Origin of the sequence: Kribbella sp. NPDC004536, from assembly GCF_042873835.1 — a bacterium.
In the GTDB taxonomy this organism is placed as follows: domain Bacteria; phylum Actinomycetota; class Actinomycetes; order Propionibacteriales; family Kribbellaceae; genus Kribbella.
The window spans coordinates 472433-489275 of sequence record NZ_JBIALY010000001.1 but is presented as its reverse complement, the minus strand read 5'-3'; the positions used below and the strand labels follow the sequence as shown (position 1 = coordinate 489275).

The following is a 16843-nucleotide window of genomic DNA, read 5'->3' as shown; positions in this document are numbered from 1 at the left end:
GTCTGGGCCGGTGTGCAGCTCCCTGTCTGCAGCTGGTCCGCTTTCCGTACGGAGTGAGCGTCATGGGCGGACTCAAGCGGTCGGTGCTGCCGCGTGGTGGAAGACGAGCAACGGATATCCGTGCTGCCGGCTTGCTGAAGCTGAGCGGTCGCCTGCGGGTTGTGGCCGGCTGCCTGGCGTTCGCGTTGGTCGCGTCGCTGGCCCGGACGGTGCCGGGCGTCGCGATCGGCGCCCCTGCGTTCCGGCTGGCGGGAACCGTGCTGTCGGCGGCCGCCCCGGGAGCTGGTGCGGGCAGCACCTCGACGGCCGGCTCGGTGACGCCGCCGGAGGGACCTGAGGGTGTCTCGTTCGATCCGAATCAGTTGAAGGGGATCACGGCCGGCACACCGACTGCCGGGGTGGATGTGGCTTCTGCCGTGGGCGGTTCGTCGTCCGGTGATGCCAACGTGAGTTTCTCGGTCGACGTGCCGTCCGGTCGGGCCGGGATGCAGCCGAGCGTCGGGGTCGGGTACTCGTCGAGTGGCGGCGACAGCTGGACGGGGATGGGGTGGAGCGTCGCGTCGCCGATGATCTCGGTGGACACGCGGTGGGGTGTGCCGCGCTATGACGCGGCGACGGAGACCGAGTCGTATCTGCTGAACGGCGTCGAGCTGACCCCCGTCGCGAACCGTGGCCCGGCCGTGCCGCGGGTGGCGGAGCGGGTGTTCCACACGCGCGTGGAGGGCGGTTTCGCGAAGATCGTGCGGCACGGAACGGACCCGAAGAACTATTCGTGGGAGGTCGTGGACAAGTCCGGTACGCATTCGTTCTACGGTGGCACGGGCGCGACGCTGGCCGACGACACGGGTGACATCGCGGAGTGGGGGCTCCGTGAGATCCGCGACGTGCACGACAACTTGATGCGCTACCACTACGCGCTGGTGACGGATCCGGGTGTGGACGGCGGCACCGTCATGGGCCGCAACTTGTACGTGCAGAGGATCACCTGGACCGGCCGAGGTGATGTGGAGGGCAAGTACGCGGTCTCATTCGTGCGCGACCGGGACTTGGGCGAGGGCCTGCGGGGTGACAAGAGCATTGATGCGCGGGCCGGCTTCAAGCGCGTCACCGCAGACCTGCTGCGCCACATCGATGTCACGTTCAACAATGCCCTGGTACGACGCTACGTGCTGAACTACCGCACCGGCGCGTTCGGCAAGACCCTGCTGGCGTCGTTGGAACAGCACGATGCGGCCGATGCGCTGGTAGGAAAGCATGACTTCGACTACTACGACGACATTCGGGATGCGGCGGGGACGTATCACGGGTTTGAGTCGGCGGGCTGGAACGTGCCGTCGGATGGTTTGGATGATGCGGCGTTGAATGTTGGTGGGGCGTTGGGCGGCGCGAGCATGTTGGGGTCGAATGCGAGTGCGGGGAAGGATCGGCATTCGTATGAGGGGTGGAATCCGGATTTGCCGGTGAAGCCGGGTTCGGTGGGGGTGAAGACGGGGAGTTCGTCGTCGTCGAGTGTGGGTGTGTTGGCGTTGATGGATGTTGATGGTGACAATCTGCCGGACAAGGTGTTCCGGGATGAGCACGGGCAGGTGAAGTACCGCAAGAATCTGGCGAGGCCGGGTGGGGTGTTGGCGTTTTCGGATTCGGCGGTGTTGCTGGATTTGCCGGGTGGGTTTGGGCACGAGTCGTCGCGGTCGTCGACGGTGGGGGTTGAGGGGTTTCCGGGGATCGGGCCGGTGGGGGTGTCGGCGCAGTTGGATTGGGTGCGGTCGACGTCGTCGACGGACAGGTATTTCGCGGACGTGAACGCGGACGGTATTACCGATGTGGTGGCTGGGGGTGATGTGTGGTTCGGTCGTCTGGGTGCTGGTGGGGTGCCGGTGTATGGGTTGAACAACAGTGCGGCGACGCCGGCGCCGGTGACGGCGGGGCGTTTGGACACCGCCAAGTTGCCGGGGGTGGATCCGGCCGAGCAGGCCCGGTTGGACACCTCGTTCCCTCTGTTGGACACGGTGCGGCGTTGGGTGGCGCCGTTCGACGGGCACGTCCAGGTCACCGGCGCGGTCAAGCTCGACCCGACGACCGCCGTGGCGCGGGCGGCGTCTGCGGTCGCGGACGGGGTGCGGGTCGCGATCCAGGACGAGACCGATGAGGTGTGGTCGGACGTGATCGGGAAGGACGACACCACCGATCATGTTCCGGCACGCGGGGTCAGCGACATCACGGTGAAGCGCGGCGACCGGCTGTACTTCCGGGTCGGGTCGCGTAACGACGGGTCGTTGGATGCGGTGGCGTGGGATCCGGTGGTGACGTATCTGGGTGATGGCGGGTCGCGGGATGTGAACGGGCTGCCGGAGTACCGGTTCGACGCGGCCCGGGACTTCACCCTGGCCGGGCGCAGCGGTCCGGGGGTGCAGGTGAAGGCGCCGTTGACCGGGACGCTGCACCTGGCCGGTGATTTCACCAAGACCCTCGCGACCAGCGACGACGTGGCTGTGCAGGTGTTCCGGGACGGCACCGCGGTGCTGGATCAGGCGGTGGCCGGGACGGCGACCGGGACGGTGCCGGTGAACCTCGACATCTCGGTGATCAAGGGGCAGGTGCTGACCTGGCGGATCAAGGCTGATTCGCCGGTCGACCTGCAGGCGTTCGGCTGGACGCCGCACGCCTACTACACCGCGGTCGCGTCCGGGCAGGGCGTGGACCGGGTCACCGACGGGGCGGGGAACCCGGTGATCGTGATGGACCCGGTCGTGGATGCCGACATGTACCCGATCGACGACCTGTCCGGGGCGCAGCCGGGCGTGGTCGTGCCGAGTGTGGGCGGCGGCGCGGTGCAGGTCGGCGTGACTCCGGGCCTGGTCGTGACCCCGGGGCAGACGACGCCGCCGTCGGGCACGGTGGTGTTCACCGTCAAACGTATCTCGGCCGGTGGGGCCGGTGGGGTGGGTGAGCTGGCCGGGAAGGGCAGCTTCACGATCATCAACGGGCAGGTCAGGTCGGAGCCTGGCACGATCACGGTCACCGCGAACGGTGGTGACACGCTGTTCTACGACTACAGTCTGGGCGGGGAGGACACCGCGGCGGTGGCGGCGCTGTCACCGTTGATCACTAGCCACGTCGTGACCGACACCCTGGGCGGCCCGAACGCACCACGCCCGTCGGCGCTGCATGTGAAAGCCCTGGACAACGCCGCGTTCGCGCAGCCGTATCGAGGCTGGGGCGTGATCGGCTACAACGCGCACGGCGACCGCGCCGAGTCTGCGATCAACGAGGGCGACCTGGCCATCACCAGCGACTGGGTCGACCAGCTCCCTGACAGCGTCGACCCCGACGGTCAGGCCGACGACTTCTCCCACGACCCGCAGGTCACCCCGCCCCCCGCCGTCCCGTTCACCGCGGCGTTGAAGGATCACCGCTGGCAGGCCGGCAACGACTCCTGGGCCACCGCGGACGGGGCGTCGAGTTCACGGCTCGGCGCGACCTCACTCGACGACGCCGGCAGCAGCGGCGTCTCCGCCACCGACATCGCGATCCCCCGCAAGGCCAAGTCCGACGGGCTGTCCAAGACCGGCGGTGTCGAGGCCGGCGCCTCGGTCGCGCTGAGCGTGTCCAGCGGGAACTCTCCGAACCTGACCGATTTCCTGGACATGAACGGCGACGGGTTCCCCGACGTGGTCACCCCGAACGGCATCCAGTACACGGACCCGACCGGCGGGCTCGGCACCACCGAACTCGACGCCACCGCACCGGGCGGCCTGCCTGATGGCACGGCCCGGTCGAGCCGGAACACCGCCCGGACCCTGTCCCCCGGTGCGCCGTCGGTCACGATCGTGAACGGCCGCGACAAGGCCGCCCCGGACGGCCACAGCTCCGCGAACACCTCTCAGGCCGGGGACGGCATGATCGCCTTGGGGCTGGGCGGAAGCTTCGGGCAAACCACCGCCGACGCCCGCTTCGACCTGATCGACGTCAACGGCGACTCACTACCCGACCGGGTCTACGGCACCAGCCAAACCGTCGACCCAGGACTGCGCGGCAAGGTCGCGCTCAATCTCGGCTACCGCTTCGCCGACCCCGAGACCTGGCCCGGCGCCGGCCAGGTCAACGCCGGCAACGGCGAGGACGACGGCCTCAACCTCGGCTTCAACACCGACTTCTACGGCTTCGCCGGCGGCGCTTCGTTGTCCTGGGGCACCACCTTCACCAAGGCCACCCTGGCCGACCTGAACGGTGACGGGCTGGCCGACCGGGTCCTGCAAGCCAGCCACGCTGGCGACCCGATCCAGGTCGCGTTCAACACCGGCACCAGTTTCGCCGACCCCGTGCCGTTCACCGGCGCCCTGAACGGCGAAATCGCCAGAGACACCAACGCCACCTTCGGCCATGGCGCCTACTTCACCCTCGGGTTCGGGATCCCGTTCGTTGGCGGGTTCGCCGTGTTCAACCCCGGCCAAGAGAATACCGACGGCCGGTCTCGCTCCGAACAGGCACTGCGGGACATCAACGGCGACGGTCTGGTAGACCACCTCTCCTCCACCAGCGACGGCCAACTCACCGTCGCCCAGAACACCACCGGCCGCACCAACCTCCTCAAGCAAGTCACCCTCCCGCTTGGGCAGGGCTCCAGCCGCGCGACCACGGCCTTCGACTACAGCCGGGACGGCAACACCGCCGACCAGCCACAGTCCAAGTGGGTCCTCTCCAAGCTCACCAGCACCGACGGGCACCCCGGCGACGGCGCCGAAATCAGCGAAACCACCTACACCTATTCCGGCGGGGTTTATGACCGTAAGGAGCGTGAGTTCCGCGGCTACGCCCAAGTCGCCGCCAGCCAGCACAACACCGTGGCCACCGGCGACCCGGTCTACCGGTCCACGACGACGAGCTACCGCACCGACTCGTACTACACCAAGGGCCTTCCGGTCTCGATGGTCACCGTGGACGCATCCGGCCACAAGTTCACGCAGACCGATACCGCGTACACCGTCCGCGACATCAACAACGCGAACGGCACGGCGGATTTGAACAGCACGACCGCGACCCTCTTCCCGTTCGCATCCCGCAGCGACCAATCGTTCTTCGAGGGACAGACCAGCGCCGGTAAGGCGACCTATTCGACGGCTGACTACGACAGCAACGGCAACGAGATTTCAAGCCTGGCAGCGGGGGAGCCTGGCACCGCTGACGACGTCACCTCGACGACCGCCTACACCACCTGCCCCACCACCGGAATCACCGAGGCCAGTGATGCCAAGACCGTCGTCGGTGGCATCGTGAAACGGCACACGCACTCCGACGTCGACTGCGCCACCGGCGAGATCACCGAGACCCGCTCCTATCTCCTCGACGCCAGAGGCGTCGACGGAGCCGCAGCCACCACGGACGCGACCTACTACCCCGACACCGATCCGCTGCGCGGCGGGAATCTCAAGACCGTGACCGATCCCGCCAACAAGATCGGGCAGCGCGCGACCACGACGTACGACTACGACACCGTCGTCGGGAACTACCCCGAGACGGTGACCGACCAGTTCGGTTACGTCTCCACCTCGACCCATGACTACCGCTTCGGGGTCGAACTCACCTCGACCGATATCAACCATCAGACCATCAGGAACACCTACGACAGCCTCGGCCGCCTCACTTCGACCACCGCCCCGCAAGAAGCGGCCGCGGGCAGGACCACGATCGCGTTCGAGTACCACCCGGAGGCGGTGATCCCGTACGCGGTGGCGCGGCACGCCGACCGGCAGGCTGACGGTTCGTACAAGCCGGACACGATGGACACGATCACCTTCACCGACGGCCTCGGTCGAACCGTCCAGACCAAAGCCGACGCCACCGTGTCGACCACCCCGGGCACCGCTCCGACCGATGTGATGACCGTGTCCGGGCACACGACCTACGACGCGTTCGGTCGCGCCACGACGATCGCGTTCCCCGTCACCGAACCCAAGGGGGCGGCGAACACCTCGTTCAACGCGACGATCGACAGCGTCCAGCCGACGGTGACGACGTTCGACGTGATGGATCGCGCGGTCAGGACGACATTGTCAGATGGCACGTCCACCACTGTGGCTCATGGATTCGGCACGGATCGAGGTGGCGTGACGCAGTTCGAAACCGTCACTACCGATCCGAACGGCAAGACCGCCCGCACCTACAGCGACGTGAAGAGCGAAACCACCGCGGTGAAGCAGTTCAACCCGGCCGGCGGCACTTCTCAGGCTGTCATCTGGACCAGCTTCGGCTACGACCCCCTCGGCGAGAAGACCTCGATCACGGACAACGCCGGGCATGTCACGTCAACCGTCTACGACGCTCTCGGTCGCTCGACCGCGGTGATCAGCCCGGACAGTGGGGAAACCGACACTGCTTACGACCTGGCTGGGAATGCGGTCACCAAGCACACCGCGAACATGGCAGTTGGGCAGGTCGTCAACTACGACTACGACTACACCCGCCTGAAAGCCGTCCGGTATCCGGTCTTCACCGCCAACAACGTGACCTACACCTACGGCGCACCGGGTGCGGCACGCAACACCGCCGGCCGGATCGTCCACATCGTCGATGCCGCCGGGACCCAAGACTTCGAGTACGGAGCGCTGGGCGAGACCACCAAGGACACCCGGATGGTGACCAACCACGGCTCCTTCCCGGGCTCGTTCACCACGAGTTACACGTACGACTCCTTCAACCGCGTCCTCAAGCTCAGCTATCCCGATGCCGAGATCCTGACCTACCACTACAACTCCGGCGGTCAGGTCGACAGCGCCACCGGCACTAAGACCGGTCACACCTACCCGTATCTGACTCGCCTCGACTACGACAAGTTCGGTCTACCGCTACTTCAAGCCACAGGTAACGGAACAACGACCACCTGGACCCGGAACCCGGTGACCCGCCGGGTCGACAATCTAAAATCGTCGCTGTCGGCAGCGCACGGCAACTACACGTTCCAGAACCTCAACTACGCCTACGACCCAGCCGGCAACATCACCAAGCTCAGCAACGCGATCACCCTGCCGCCAGGCCCGCAGGTCGGGGTCCAGGTCGGCGGTCCGTCGACCGAGAACTACCGATACGACGATCTGTACCGCCTGGTCCATGCCGACGGCACCTATACCCCGCAGGCAAACAAGACCGATGCGTACACGCTCGACACCACTTACAACGCTCTGTCCGACATCATCAACAAGAACCAGACTCGCACCATCACCTCGCCCACTTCGCGTACCACCGATGGTGCTCTCAGCTATAACAATGGCTACACCTATGGCGCTTCAGCACGGCCACACGAGGCCACGAAGATCGGTCTTTATACTTTCCAGTACGACTCGAACGGAAATGAGATCAGCCGCGCGATCCAATCAGGCCCACGCCGGCAACTGATCTGGGACGAAGACAATCGCCTGGCTTGCAGCCACGAGAACACCCAAGCCACCACGATGCGTCAGGCGCCAACATCGTGCGACAACGCCGGCGGGACCACCAGCAGCCGGTACCTCTACAACCCGTCGGGTGGGCGGGTCGAGAAGATCGATGCGAACGTCCACATCTACCCGAACCAGAACTACTCGACCGTTGACGGCAAAGCCTTCAAACACATCTACATCAACGGCTCGAAGCTCCTCACCCAGCAGGTCGAACCCGACCAGCAGCTCGAGGATCTCCAGTACTGGGACCACCCCGACCACCAAGGCTCGACCAACTACGTCACCGACGACTCAGGCGCCATCGCCGAACACCTGAACTACTTCCCCGGCGGCGAAACCTGGAACGACGAACACCCCTCGCAACCCGTCCCGGCCCAATACACCGGCAAAGAACTAGACCCCCAAACCGGCTATTACTACTACGGCGCCCGCTACTACGACCCCCGCTTCAGCAATTGGACGGCCACTGATTCGGCTCTTCCGCGACGAGCCAGCACCAGCCAGTCCCTCGCCACCTACTCGTATGCAGATGCCAACCCGATCAGCAACACCGACCCCGATGGGAACGAGCCGCTTCCCGGATGGGCGGCGGCGTCGATCGGGGGCCCGACCACGCCAGGTACAGCTACCATCACGTGGACCGGCGTGCACGCGTCAATCGAGACGTCGGTACAAGTAAATGGAGAGGTGCGTACGGTACGAACTGACTTGCTACCGAAAAACATCAACGGGGAGAAGCTCACCGTTATTCGGAACAAGATTTATGCTGACCAGCTCACGCCGGGAGGTCAGCGGTTCACGGTTGACCTCCCAGATGGGTTGGCGGCGCAGCAGCTCCAACTCGACAACATCAACACCATCGGTGATCCGTATAAGTTGAACACCAACAGCTGTCTGACCCACTGCGGAGATGTCCTCGGCAAAGGCCGCGTGGAGGGTGTCCCTAAAGAGACCTGGCCACTCCTTCAATGGCTGCGCGAGGGCGGCGGCGGCGCGAGGCTTACAGAGGGCGTCGCGATTGCGGGTGTTCCGGAAGCTGAAACCCTTACCCGTACGGGTTCCAGTGCCTTGCGATGTTCGGTGGGGCTTTGCGGTGGATCTCCAGTGCCTCGCGGGTATGGGGCTGTCATGAAGGGAGGCAGCGCAGTTGGAACGGCCGCGGGGCTCCTTGGAATCTTCCTCGGTGTGAAGGCAGACGTTAACTACGAGACTGCATCACCAGAGGAAAAGAGGGAGCTCGACAAACACAAGACGCAACAGGTGTGGCCGTTCCCTGGCCTGATCCTGCCACCTAGGGGATGCGCCAATCCGGACTACATGTCTGGAGGTTGCTTCGACATGGATCCGGCCTGAGTCCGCTCGTCTACTTCTTCGGGGCTGAGGTGGCTCGGATGTGGAGTTCGGTGCGGAGGGTGACTGTGGAGGGTGGGCGGCCGGGGGAGGTGGTTCGGTCTTTGAGGAGCATGGCGGCGGTGCGGCCCAGTTCGTAGGTGGGTTGGGCGACGGTGGTGAGGCTGGGGATGACCAGGTCGGCCCAGGGGATGTCGTCGAAGCCTACGATCGCGATGTCGTCGGGGGCGCGGAGTCCCTTGCGGGCAAGGCATTCCAGGGCGCCGACGGTCATCAGGTTGTTGGTGGCGAAGAGGGCTTCGGGGGGATTCGGCAGTTCGAGCAGGCTCTCCATCGCGGCGTACCCGCCTGCCTCGCGGAAGTCGGCGTGCCGGACGAGGTCCTTGTCGTACCGGATCCCGCCCGCCCGCAGCGCCGACCGGTACCCGGCCAGCCGGTCCATCGCGGTCGACACCTTCCGCGGCCCCGTGATGCAGGCGATCCGCTGATATCCACCGTCGATCAAGTGTTTGACGCCCTCGAACGCACCGTGCTCGTTGTCGACCAGTACGGTGTCCGCCTCGACGCCCTCGACGCGACGGTCGATCATCACCAGCGGGATCTTCGCGTCCGCGAGCAGTTGTACGCCTTCCGCGGTGGACGTCGGCGAGATCACCACGCCGGCCATCTGGTCGGTCAGCACGGCCGACGCGTACGCGGCTTCCTTGGCCGGGTCCTCGTCGGAGTTGCAGAGTACGACGTGGTAACCCTCGGTCTGGGCGACGTCCTCGAGTCCGCGCACGAGCGAGGTGAAGAACGGGTTCTCGATGTCGGAGATGACCACCGCCCACAGGTTCGTCGACGACTTGCGCAGGTTCCGGGCGACGCCGTTCGGGCGGTACCCGAGCTCGGCGACCGCGGCGCGGACCTTCTCGGACAGTTCGGGATCCACGTTCCGCCGGCCGCTCAGTACGCGTGAGACCGTCGCCGGAGACACCCCCGACCTACGCGCGACGTCGTAGATCGTCGTCATACCCGCTCCCCGCTGGAGATCCGATGGTCGTCTGGATCGCACTCTAACCCCGATCCGACCCAAAGGATCTCATGAGGCTGCCGACTCCAGGAGCGCGACAGCGGCCGCGCGGACCGGTGCGGAGTCGGCGGCGCCGTTGACGGTGGTGGAGAGCGCCGCGGCGGCGTTGGCGAGGCGTACGGCGTCGACCAGGCCGGCTCCCTCGGCGAGCGAGGCGGCGAGCGAACCGCAGAACGCGTCGCCCGCGCCGACCGTGTCCACGGTGTCGACGGCGTACGGCGCGACTCGTTCCTCGAAGCTGCTGGCCCGGTCGAGGACGTACGCTCCGCGGGCCCCGAGCGTGACGACGCAGCCGCGCAGGTCCCAGTCCTCGGCGAGTTTGCGCGCGATCATCGGTACCTGCGACTCGTCGTCGCAGTCCAGCCCGGTCAGCGCCGCGGCCTCGACCTCGTTCGGTACGAGGATGTCGACGTACGACGCGAGCGCCGGATCGACCGGCCCGACCGGAGCGGGCGTGAGGATCGTCGTCACCCCAGCAGTTGAGGCGAGCCGCAGAGCGGTTCGGCTCGCCTCGAGAGGCAGTTCCAGCTGGACCGCCAGCACCCGGCTGCTCGAGATCACCTCTGCGGCAGCCTCGACGTCCAGCGTGGTGATCGCTGCGTTCGCGCGGGACACGATGATGATCGAGTTCCCGCCGTCGGGCAGCACCAGCGGCAGCCCGACCCCGGTGCCGAGCGACGGGTGCCGGACGACCCATGAGGTGTCGACGCCGTTCGACACCAGCAGTTCCAGGAACTCCTCGCCGTACCGGTCCTCGCCGATGGTGCCGACGATCGCCGTACGGGCGCCCATCCGCGCGGCCGCGATCGCCTGGTTCACGCCCTTCCCGCCGAGGAACTCCGCGAACCCCGTCCCGTGCAGCGTCTCGCCCGGCAACGGCCGCCGCTCCGCGGACGCGACCAGATCCTTCATGAACGAGCCCAGCACGCAGACGTCCGTCATGCCTGGTCCCCCAGCAGACGCTTGCCCAAGGCACCGGACGGATGGAACTGCGCGAAGTCGTGATGACTGAACTCCCGCAGTACGACGAGTGCGCAGGCGAGCGCGTCGCCCATCGCCAGCGACGCGGTCGTGGAGGCTGTCGGTGCGAGGTTCAAGGGATCGGCCTCTCGTAGGACCATCGTGTCCAGCGTGTACGTCGCCAGCCGGGCCAGCGTCGACTCCTCCCGGCCGGTCATCGCGATCACCGGGATGTCCCGTTCGCGCAACATCCGGGCGAACGCGCACACCTCGGCGGTCTCACCCGACGCGGACAGAGCGAGGACGAGATCGCGTGAGGTGACCGCACCGGAGTCCCCGTGCAGCGCGTCGGCGGAGTGGATGAAAGTCGCCGGCGTACCGGTGCTGGCGAGCGTCGCCGCGATCTTCCGGCCGACCAGACCGGACTTGCCGAGGCCGGTCACCACCAGATGACCCTCGCACCGGGCGACCGCGACCAGCACCTCCAGGAACACTCCGTCGAGCCGGTCGGCCAGGGCCGACACGGCTGCTGCTTCGGTCTCGATGGCGTCCCGCGCCGCCTGTAGACCCAGTGCCACCAGGTCTGCACGGTTCGGCACAACTGGCATCCCAGCGCCTCTCGTCTCAGAAATCGATTTCCGCAGATTAGGCAGTGCGGTGAGCCGGTGTCAACGGCTACGACCGGGACGAAACCCTGTGTGTACGCGGGAATCGGCGGACTTGATCACATCGACACCCGGTCCGCCCTTGACCGGCCGGACGCTCGCTCGTACATTGCGAGAAATCGATTGCCCTTCGAGGAGCACCTGATGGCCGTAACACCCTCCCCTGCCCGGTTCAGCCGCCGGTCCGTCCTCCGCGGCGGGCTCGGGGCCCTCGCCGCCTCCGCTGCCGGCGTACCGCTGCTGTCCGCCTGTGGCGGTGGCAACTCCTCCGGCGGCAGCGCCAAGGAGTTGTCGTTCTGGAACTTCTACGGCCCGTCCGACGACCAGGGGCCGCAGAGCAAGTGGTTCGTCGACACGGTCGCCGAGTGGAACAAGAACAACGACGTCCAGGTCAAGCTGCGCTACGTCCCGAACAAGGACTACATGAACGGGTCGACGCTGCAGACCGCGTTCCAGTCCGGCCAGGGCCCCGACATCTTCCTGATCAGCCCCGGCGACTTCCTCCGCTACTACAACGGCGGCGTACTGCAGGACCTCGGATCCGCGCTGTCCGACGAGTCCAAGAAGGACTACCTGCCCGGTCTGCTCGAGGCACGCAGCGTCGACGGCAAGGTGTACGGCCTGCCGATGGAGATCGAGCCGCTCGCGCTCTACTACAGCGAGGCCGCGTTCGAGAAGGCCGGCCTGTCCGAGGCCGACCTGCCGAAGACCTGGGACCAGACGCTGGCCGTCGCGCAGAAGCTGACCAGCAAGGACCGGTACGGCGTGATGTTCGAAACCTCACCCGGCTACTACCAGAACTTCACCTGGTACCCGTTCCTCTGGCAGGGCGACGGCAGCGCGATCAAGGACGGCAAGGCCGCTTTCGACTCGCCGGCCGCCGTCCAGGCGCTGAAGTTCTGGGGCGACACGATCAAGACCAAGGTCGCCCCGCGCAAGTCGCTCGGCACCGGCGGCGGTGACGTGCTCTCCAACCTCGGCTCCGGCGCGGCCGCGATGCAGCAGAGCGGGATCTGGGCCGTCTCCGACATGCGGACCAAGGCGAAGACCTTCAAGTACGGGATCATCCCGCTGCCGACCCCGTCCGGCGGGCAGCCGTCCACCGACCTCGGCGGCTGGGCGTTCGTCGCGAACTCCAAGGGCAAGAACCCGGAGGCCGCGGCGAAGTTCATCGCCTGGGCGCTCGGCTCCACCGACGCGGCCGGTGTCGAACGGCAGCGGCAGTGGAACACCGTGGTGAAGACCAACCTGCCGCCGCGCAAGTCCGTACAGCAGGCCGCGGACGCCAAGGGTGCCTTCGCCGACGGCGTCCTGAAGAAGTTCGTCTCCGAGATCGCGCCGACCGGCAAGCCCGAGCCGCGGTTCCCACCGGAGGTGTACCAGCCGATCGCGGACGCGATCCAGGCCTGCCAGCTGAATGGCGCCGATCCGGCCAAGGCGGCGGCCGACGCCGCGCAGAAGATCGACACGTTCCTGAAGACCTACCAGGGCGCGCCGATCAGCTGATGGTGACCACAACAGCCCCGCCGTCCAAACCCTCCGCGCGGACCCCGGCGCGGCGCAAGGCCGGAATGTCGCGGAAACGGCGCGAGGCACTGGCGGCGTACGCCTTCCTCGCGCCGGACACCATCGGCCTGCTGATCTTCGTCGCGATCCCGATGCTGCTCGCGTTCGGGGTCGCGTTCTTCAAGGTCGACGGCTTCGGCAACTACCAGTTCATCGGCCTCGGCAACTACCGGTTGATGGCGGGCGACGACCAGCTCTGGGCATCCCTCGAGGTGACGGCGAAGTACGTCGTGACGTTCGTGCCGATCGCGTTCGTGGTCAGCTTCGCGCTGGCGATGCTGGTCCGCAACCACTTCAAGGGCATCGGCTGGGTCCGGTCGGCGTTCTTCCTGCCGAACGTGGTCAGCCTGGTCGTGGTCGGCCTGATCTGGCAGTTCCTGCTGGTCGACAAGCGCGGTGCATTGTCCAGGCTGCTGGCGCCGTTCGGCCTCGGTGACGTGTCGTTCCTCGGCACCCCGTCGCTTGCCCTCGGCACCTATGTGGTGATCAGCGTCTGGTTCCTGATGGGCTACCAGATGCTGGTCTTCCTGGCCGGCCTGAAGGACGTCCCGAAGGAGCTCGAGGACGCCGCCGCGATCGACGGTGCGGGCCCTTGGCAACGGTTCCGGTACGTGATCTGGCCGCTGCTCCGGCCGACCAGCTTCTTCGTCGTGGTCAACTCGACGATCGGCGCGGTCACCGGGCTGCAGGCGTTCGACCTGGTCTACGTACTCACCAAGGGCGGTCCGGCCCGCGCGACCAGCACGGTCGTGCTCTACATCTACGAGCAGGCGTTCACCTTCAACAACATGGGGTACGCCGCCGCGCTGACGACCGTGGTGGTGGCGTTGCTGATCATCTGTACCGGCCTGATGTTCGGCTTCACCCGAGGAGGCCGCTTTGACGAAGATTAGAGTCGTACCGATCCTCGCCCACGTGCTGGCGATCGTCGCGATCCTGCCGTTGCTGTGGATCCTGATCAGTGCGCTGAAGCCCGCCGACGAGGTGTTCAACTTCGGGTGGCCGCAGCACTGGACGTTGAGCAACCTGCAGTACGTACTGCTGAAGATCCCGATGCCTCGGTTCATGCTGAACTCGGCGATCGTGTCCGTCACGGTGACCGTGATCGCACTGTTCTTCCACTCGATGGCGGCGTACGCGCTGGCCCGGCTGCGGTTCCCGGGCCGCGGGATCATCTTCTCCGGGATCATGTCGACGCTGCTGGTGTCGTTGCCGGTGATCCTGGTGCCACTGTTCCTGGTGGCGAAGCAACTGGGTCTGCTCGACAGCTACGCCGGCCTGATCGTGCCGAGCATCTTCCACGCGTTCGGGATCTTCCTGCTCCGGCAGTACTACCTGAACATCCCGCGCGAGCTCGAAGAGGCGGCCGACCTCGACGGCTGCGGGTACTGGCGCCGGTACTGGAGTGTCATCCTCCCGCTCAGCCGGCCCGTACTCGCGTCGCTGTCCGTGCTGTTCTTCCTGGCCAACTGGAACGCGTTCCTCTGGCCGCTCACCATCACCCGCAACCCCGACCTCCGGGTCATCCAGCTCGGCATCTCCGGCATGCAGGGGCAGTACGCCGCCGCCTGGAACCTGATACTCGCGGCCGCGGTGATCGCGGCCGTCCCGACGGTCGTGGTGTTCGTCGCGGGCCAGCGCAGGCTGGTCGACGCGATGAAGACGACCGGTCTCAAATGAAAGGGATAGCTCATGAAGCGTGGGGCCTTGCTTGCTGTCCTGCCGCTGGTGTTCGGAACGGCGACACTGCTCTCCCAACCGTCCACTCCGGTGACTCCAGCTACCACCCCGATCGGCACCGTGCAGGTCGAGTCGAAGGGGACACCCAGCAGGAGCGACGGTGACCTGTGGCCGTCCTGCTGGTCCAAGAACGACAAGTTGTACGCCGCCAACGGTGACGGCAAGGGCTTCAGCGTCGACGGGGACTTCGCCGACGTCGCGGTCAGCGAGATCACCGGCACGCCCGGAAACTTGTCCGGGGCAACGATCGCGAAGGGCGACCAGGTCGGGCAGATCTGGAGCGGCGGCGGGTACAACCGGAAGCCGACCGGGATGGTGTGCGTCGGCGACACGCTGTACCTCGCCGTGCAGGACCTCGCGCTCGACTTCAACGACGTACCGGCCGCGACGATCCTCAAGTCGACCGACCACGGACGCACGTGGACCTGGGACAAGTCGAAGCCGATGTTCTCGAACCACGAGTTCACGACTGTCTGGTTCGCGGACTTCGGCCGCGGCGGTGCGTCGGCGCCCGACGGGTACGTCTACGCGTACGGGCTGGACGGGAACTGGCGGGACTCGTTCGACGACACCGTCGCGGATCCGCAGTCGGTGTACCTCGCGCGGGTGCCGCGGGACCAGGTACAGAACCGCGGCGCGTGGAAGTTCTACACCGGGTCCGGGTGGTCGTCGAAGCTCGCGGACCGCAAGCCGGTACTGACGGACACGCGGCGGTTGTACACGCAGACGTACGGTACGAACGCCTCGAACCTGAGCGTGATCAGCCAGGGCGGTGTCACGTACCTGCCTGCGCAGAAGCGATATGTCTACACGTCGTGGACGGAGTACACGTTCGAGTTCTACGAGTCGCCGACGCCGTGGGGGCCGTGGAAGCACTTTCTGTCGAAGGACTTCGGCGGATATCCATGGTCGACGTCGAAGTACGGCGGGTACGCGGCCACGATCCCGTCGAAGTTCATCCAGCCGGACGGTCGCACGATGTACCTGCAGGCGAACGTCTGCCCGTGCGGTGGCGGTGGGATCGGTACGTCGGTGTACAACTTCAACCTGCGCAAGGTCGTACTGACGCCGTCGTCCGATACTCCTGCTGCCAACCTGCCGGGGCCGGACAACCTGGCCGCCTCGTCGACGGGTGCGGTTGCGATCTCCAAGTCGTCGCAGTCGGGGAGTCTCGCGCTGATGAACGACGGTTCGAAGACCGGGAGCGAGTCGGACTTCGACGACGAGGTGAAGGGGGCCTCGTGGTGGGGGTACGAGTGGCCGGCGAAGCACAAGGTGAACAACGTCGAGTTCACGTCGGGCGCGGTGTCCGCCGAGGGCGGGTACTTCACCGGGCGTCCGCGGGTGCAGGTCCGGCAGAACGGCTCGTGGGTCGAGGTCGGCTCGCAGACCGTGTCGCCGGCGTACCCGGGTGATGCCTCGGCGGGAGCGAACACGACGTACACGATCACGTTCCCGACGCAGGAGACCGACGGCGTCCGGGTGATCGGGTTGCCGGGTGGGACGCGTTCGTACACGATGGTGTCCGAGCTGGCGGTGCGGTTCGTGTCGCAGCTCGCGGACGGTGGTTTCGAGGGGACCGGCGGCGGGAAGCCGGCGTGGCTGTTCGAGGGTACGGCGGCCAACGGCGTCGACCGCGGCCTCGGGTTCGCCCACTCGGGCGCCAACAACGGCTGGATCCGCTGTACGTGTACCGGCTTCAGCGACCTCTACCAGAACGTGCCGGTCGTGCCGGGTACGACGTACACCTTCGGTTCGTGGATCAACGCCTCAGCCAACCTCCCCACCGACCAAGGCCGCTTCGGGGTCCGCAACGGCACCACAGACCTGGCAACCACCACGTTCGGCGCCGGCACCGGCTACGTCCACCACGAGGTCACAGTCACGGTCCCACCAGGAGTCCACGAACTAACCGTCTACGCCGGCTTCAACGCCCCCAACAAGGACACCTGGATCCAGGTCGACGACTTCACCGTGGGTTGAGGAGGCGGATCGCCAGGCCATCTCAATCGCCTGCCCGGGTGCCTCCCCCGCGTAACCGGACAGGCGAGCGC

The 16843-nt window shown here is 66.5% G+C and carries 8 protein-coding genes; 5 read left to right on the top strand and 3 right to left on the bottom strand.

Features of this window, described 5'->3' with window-relative positions; genetic code table 11:
- The first annotated feature begins 62 nt into the window (after positions 1-62).
- A complete protein-coding gene (locus ACFYRU_RS02280; protein WP_387652120.1) occupies positions 63-8789 on the top strand; it encodes a SpvB/TcaC N-terminal domain-containing protein in 8727 nt (2908 codons plus the stop codon).
- A gap of 10 nt (positions 8790-8799) precedes the next feature.
- Here the strand turns inward: ACFYRU_RS02280 and ACFYRU_RS02275 are convergent, their stop codons facing one another.
- The 3 genes from ACFYRU_RS02275 to ACFYRU_RS02265 form a co-directional block, all read right to left on the bottom strand.
- Positions 8800-9798: a LacI family DNA-binding transcriptional regulator gene (locus tag ACFYRU_RS02275; RefSeq protein ID WP_387652118.1), complete on the bottom strand. Its 999-nt coding sequence runs from the start codon at positions 9796-9798 to the stop codon at positions 8800-8802.
- Positions 9799-9867: 69 nt separating this feature from the next.
- Positions 9868-10800, bottom strand: coding sequence for a ribokinase (locus ACFYRU_RS02270; protein WP_387652116.1), 933 nt, complete (start codon positions 10798-10800; stop codon positions 9868-9870).
- On the bottom strand, positions 10797-11417 hold the full coding sequence (locus ACFYRU_RS02265) for an SIS domain-containing protein (RefSeq protein ID WP_387652114.1): 621 nt from the start codon (positions 11415-11417) through the stop codon (positions 10797-10799). The genes ACFYRU_RS02270 and ACFYRU_RS02265 overlap by 4 nt, the downstream gene beginning before the upstream one ends.
- A 210-nt stretch (positions 11418-11627) precedes the next feature.
- Here ACFYRU_RS02265 and ACFYRU_RS02260 point away from each other — a divergent pair, with 210 nt between their 5' ends.
- Genes ACFYRU_RS02260 through ACFYRU_RS02245 form a run of 4 tightly spaced genes read left to right on the top strand, consistent with a single transcriptional unit; the run spans position 11628 to position 16772 of the window.
- The gene (locus ACFYRU_RS02260; RefSeq protein WP_387652112.1) at positions 11628-12989 is read left to right on the top strand and encodes an ABC transporter substrate-binding protein; all 1362 of its coding nucleotides are present in this window, start codon (positions 11628-11630) and stop codon (positions 12987-12989) included.
- Positions 12989-13942, top strand: a complete 954-nt coding sequence (locus tag ACFYRU_RS02255) for a carbohydrate ABC transporter permease (protein ID WP_387652110.1) — start codon at positions 12989-12991, stop codon at positions 13940-13942. The genes ACFYRU_RS02260 and ACFYRU_RS02255 overlap by 1 nt, the downstream gene beginning before the upstream one ends.
- Positions 13929-14729 carry a carbohydrate ABC transporter permease gene (locus ACFYRU_RS02250; protein ID WP_387652108.1) on the top strand — a complete coding sequence of 267 codons (801 nt, stop codon included), beginning with the start codon at positions 13929-13931 and terminating at the stop codon, positions 14727-14729. Before ACFYRU_RS02255 ends, ACFYRU_RS02250 begins: the two co-directional genes overlap by 14 nt.
- 12 nt (positions 14730-14741) lie before the next feature.
- A complete protein-coding gene (locus tag ACFYRU_RS02245; protein WP_387652106.1) occupies positions 14742-16772 on the top strand; it encodes a DUF4185 domain-containing protein in 2031 nt (676 codons plus the stop codon).
- The last annotated feature ends 71 nt before the right edge of the window (positions 16773-16843 follow it).

Bases quoted from the DNA above. Each gene is read 5' to 3' on its own strand.
- ACFYRU_RS02275 (WP_387652118.1), bottom strand. From the start codon at position 9,798: ATGACGACGATCTACGACGTCGCGCGTAGGTCGGGGGTGTCTCCGGCG.
- ACFYRU_RS02260 (WP_387652112.1), top strand. From the start codon at position 11,628: ATGGCCGTAACACCCTCCCCTGCCCGGTTCAGCCGCCGGTCCGTCCTC.
- ACFYRU_RS02270 (WP_387652116.1), bottom strand. From the start codon at position 10,800: ATGACGGACGTCTGCGTGCTGGGCTCGTTCATGAAGGATCTGGTCGCG.
- ACFYRU_RS02280 (WP_387652120.1), top strand. From the start codon at position 63: ATGGGCGGACTCAAGCGGTCGGTGCTGCCGCGTGGTGGAAGACGAGCA.
- ACFYRU_RS02245 (WP_387652106.1), top strand. From the start codon at position 14,742: ATGAAGCGTGGGGCCTTGCTTGCTGTCCTGCCGCTGGTGTTCGGAACG.
- ACFYRU_RS02255 (WP_387652110.1), top strand. From the start codon at position 12,989: ATGGTGACCACAACAGCCCCGCCGTCCAAACCCTCCGCGCGGACCCCG.